Genomic DNA, 3,832 nt, shown 5'->3' on the forward strand with positions numbered 1-3,832 from the left:
CCGAAAATGATAAATGGATGTACCGGTAATCCTCTCTATTTTTGATTTACACGCGTTTTTGTACATTTTAAAAATCCAATAAAAAATAGTCCCTTCTGTACGTATCTAAACAGCAAGGGATTATTATTCTAATGACCTAGATAAGTATTTCCTTTTCTTTATCTGCATAGGTCTAATTAAACTAAACAGGATTAAGAGTATAAATTTAATTAGTTTTGTCATTCTATTTTGTATGATTTATTATTAATATATTTCCTTAATTAATTACAATAAAGCTTAAACGTAGTCAAATACGTATTCAAAAATATCATACGCCCCCGCAAGTATTGATATTATAGTATTCTTTGTTCTCTAAATGGAGACCCTCCGTCATGAACCATTAGATATCCTTCCAAACCGGGAAAAAGATATGACGGAGCATCAGCGCTCGTATTTGGAGCGTTATCAACGGTTATCGAAGGATTTAAAACGGGCACACGAGTTAAAAGAAGCTTGTAACGTATGGTTTGAAATAGCGAAAGCAAATAGGGAGAACAACCTGTTAGACACAAAAGAAAGACTTTATCAATTCTATGATGTCGTAAAGGCTTCCGGTTAAAAAAGTTTCAAAAAGCGATGGAAGCGTTCCGTAATTGGCAAAAAGAAATTATGAACAGCTTTGCGTTTGGGCTACATAACGCTTATGTAGAGGAATCAATAATCAAACCAAGGTTATCAAGCGTAATGCATTCGTTTACTTGATTGATGCTAGTATAGTTTCATATTTCCATAATAAAACCCTTATCTAAATCCTTAATAAAAGACAAAAAATTTAATGTATGTTATTTTTCTCTAATCATAATATTTCATCTTATCTTTAACTTATTATATGATTGTATGTATAATGATGATGAAGCTACTAGGAGGTAATATATTTGAATGAAAAAGTTCATGCTAAGTATGACTTAAGAAGTACAGGTTTTGGACTAACCTTATCTTTAATAAACGGAAAGTTTAAGATGTTAATTCTATATATTCTATACGAAAAAAATGTAATAAGGCACAATGAGCTGAAAAGGCAAATAGAAGATATTTCATATAAAACCTTGAGTATTATGCTAAAAGACTTAGAAAGAGATGGTTTAATAAAAAGAGTTGAGTACCCACAAATTCCCCCTAAAGTTGAATATTCACTAACAAAGCGAGGATACTCACTAATTCCAGTTTTAGATGCAATGTGTGAATGGGGAGAAAATCAGAAACACCTTAATAATTATAAATAGATGAAGCAATATAAATAATCGCTTCATCTATTTATTTATATTATATTTTTTAAAAATTCAACATAATCTTTAGCACTTTTATTTATTTCATTTTGAGTACTGAATTCAGTTCCGTAAAAAGAATAATAAGATTTATAATCTGCTTTGCAGTACTTTATAGTAATTTCAAATGGAGCTAAAATATCTTTCATTGTATATTTATATCTTCCTCCTTTTCTATAATCACTATTCTTGCTACCTACGGATACTGCTAATGCAATTTTCTTTCTAGTTAGATTATCTCCGGTATTACCGAAAGCCCATCCTTCAGTTAAGACTTCATCTAACCATTTCTTTAAAATAGAAGGACCATTAAACCAATAAATTGGGAACTGTAATATTAAATTTTCATGTTCCATTATGAGATTTTGCTCTTTTTTCACATCAAATTTTTCATCTGGATATATTGTAGATAACTCATGAACTGTAAATAAATCAGGATATTTTTTTAGTTCCTCAATCCATTTTTTATTTATTACAGAAGAACTCAGATTAGGATGTCCAACAACAATTAATGTTTTCATTTGTACGCCTCCTTATTAATAATTTTAATTATAAATAGAAATCAAGGATGAAAAAAGTACGCACTTTTTTTTGGGGTACTTACTTGATTGTAAGTAGGTAAAAAGGAAATACTTTAAAAACGAACGTATTTAAAATTAAAAAACTTATACCATTTTATCGTGATACCACTAATTACTAAATATGAAAAATTAGAAAACCGTTGATTTGACGCTATTTATTCTATCAAAAATATTGATTTTATAGTCTTTTTTCATTGAAATGGAAGGGTTCGATTGGATAAAATATGAGACTTAGAGAGAGCCATTGCTAAAGACGGAAATATTATTAGATTTACACAAGTTTTTATACATTTTAGAAAGCCAATTAAAAATAATCCCTTCTGTGCATTTAAAAACAGTAAGGGATTATTATTCTAATGACCCTGCCTAAGTTTTTTGGCTAGGTTTTATTTTTACTTTACGACACTTATAATAACCATCCACGCTAAGCATAATAGTACAATTCTTAAATTTTCAGAATTGCTGTTTATAGAATACAAGCTAGCGCATCAATTAGTTTAGTAAGGAAAGATTTATGTTTATTTGTGATATCCTTAACTAATGAATTAATGATGCTCTCAAATCACGAATTCCATTTTCCAAGTAACCCTTTAAACAAGTTAACATGTATACCCAACCTTCTTTTTGTCCTAGCATTTTGTTTACTATTTCAGGATCATGTTCTTTAAGACCTGATTCGTTCACTTCAATAATTGTACTCGTATTATCGAGCTCTTTTAGTGTAATTGTAACAACTGTTTCTTCGTTAGATTCTTCACCCCATGAAAATTTGATTTTTTTATTTTCCTCGACTTTTAATATATTTATTATATCTTCTGCTTTATATTCATCATATCTCAAAGTAATGGACTTGCCTTGTTCCCATCTTTCGGAACTCGATGAGAACCAGAAATTTCCGATTTTCATAGGGTCTACTATTGCTTCGAACACCTCATTAGCTGGCTTATGTATTTTAAATTTTGTAGTTACTTGAGTATTCATAACAAAATCAACTCTCTTTCAAATTATTTTAATACTTCTTTATTATTATACCCTACGGTACTCTTTTTTATTTCACATTTTAGAGGTAAAAAAATAAAACAAAACGCCCGTTTGTTTACACTACAGTCGCCTAATTAAAGAGTTACAGATAATCAAATACTAAAGATAGAGGTATCAGAGGACTATAACTCTATCAATATTGTAATTTATAGGGTAGAGATTTTTTAAAACACATCCAATGGCGACCATAAAAAGGAAATTCTATCTTGCTTAATTAGCGATATGTGATAATAAATAAAATTGTTGAGGATTTTTTATTGGAAACTCTGGGCTTGTTTTTTATATTTTAGGATTTTCAAGAAAATCAGATAGCCAACGTTGAAAACGGAGATTTCTTACAAAGAGACACACGCGTTTTTGTACACTTTATTTAGAACATAGGATATGATTATAATGCAACTCAAACTTAGAAAATAATAGCTTTTAGAATAACTAAGAGTGGTTTTTGATTTTAGGGCCCTGTCATCCAGCTAATGTTTGGACAACCTTTTAGACATTATAAATCCCCCCTTCGTAACAGGAAAGATTTTATTATTTCTCTGCCTACTATGATATGAAGGGAGCATATCAAAAAAGAGAGTTTGTATTTTTTACATATTAAATGGGATTTTGACCTTTTTATTACTTTTATATAAACTTTTTTAAGACTTGATACAAATTACTATTTCTTAATAATATTATTCAAAATTAGAACGTTATTTGTCTCTTTTAGTTTCGATGTTTTATTGTTTTTGGATACTTATTTTTCTAAATTGGAAAATATATTAAAAATAGTAAATTCATGTACTTACAAGGCCTCCATTACTTCATCCGCCTGCTTTGTCAATATGCTTAAGTTAATGACATTGTCAAAATCAGTACCTCGTTTTTTCTAACTACACTCCTGCTAATTCTTTTTCTTCACAG

5 protein-coding genes are annotated in these 3,832 nt (G+C 29.2%); 3 read left to right on the forward strand and 2 right to left on the reverse strand.

The window, feature by feature from the left end; genetic code table 11:
• The first annotated feature begins 409 nt into the window (after positions 1 to 409).
• The 3 genes from FLK20_RS22160 (at position 410) to FLK20_RS21285 (ending at position 1,262) form a co-directional block, all read left to right on the forward strand.
• On the forward strand, positions 410 to 598 hold the full coding sequence (locus FLK20_RS22160; RefSeq protein WP_194165717.1) for a hypothetical protein: 189 nt from the start codon (positions 410 to 412) through the stop codon (positions 596 to 598).
• Between the two features lie 17 nt (positions 599 to 615).
• Positions 616 to 741 (forward strand): hypothetical protein, encoded by a 126-nt coding sequence (locus FLK20_RS22165; protein WP_152658604.1) that lies wholly within the window; start codon positions 616 to 618, stop codon positions 739 to 741.
• Positions 742 to 914: 173 nt separating this feature from the next.
• On the forward strand, positions 915 to 1,262 hold the full coding sequence (locus FLK20_RS21285; protein WP_227995264.1) for a winged helix-turn-helix transcriptional regulator: 348 nt from the start codon (positions 915 to 917) through the stop codon (positions 1,260 to 1,262).
• A 35-nt stretch (positions 1,263 to 1,297) separates the two neighbouring features.
• Here FLK20_RS21285 and FLK20_RS21290 read toward each other — a convergent pair whose 3' ends face one another.
• Positions 1,298 to 1,825 carry an NAD(P)H-dependent oxidoreductase gene (locus FLK20_RS21290; RefSeq protein ID WP_152658606.1) on the reverse strand — a complete coding sequence of 176 codons (528 nt, stop codon included), beginning with the start codon at positions 1,823 to 1,825 and terminating at the stop codon, positions 1,298 to 1,300.
• Between the two features lie 597 nt (positions 1,826 to 2,422).
• Positions 2,423 to 2,866 carry an SRPBCC family protein gene (locus tag FLK20_RS21295; RefSeq protein WP_152658607.1) on the reverse strand — a complete coding sequence of 148 codons (444 nt, stop codon included), beginning with the start codon at positions 2,864 to 2,866 and terminating at the stop codon, positions 2,423 to 2,425.
• Between the last annotated feature and the right edge of the window lie 966 nt (positions 2,867 to 3,832).

The sequence above is a fragment of the Oceanobacillus sp. CFH 90083 genome, from assembly GCF_009389585.1.
In the GTDB taxonomy this organism is placed as follows: domain Bacteria; phylum Bacillota; class Bacilli; order Bacillales; family Amphibacillaceae; genus Oceanobacillus.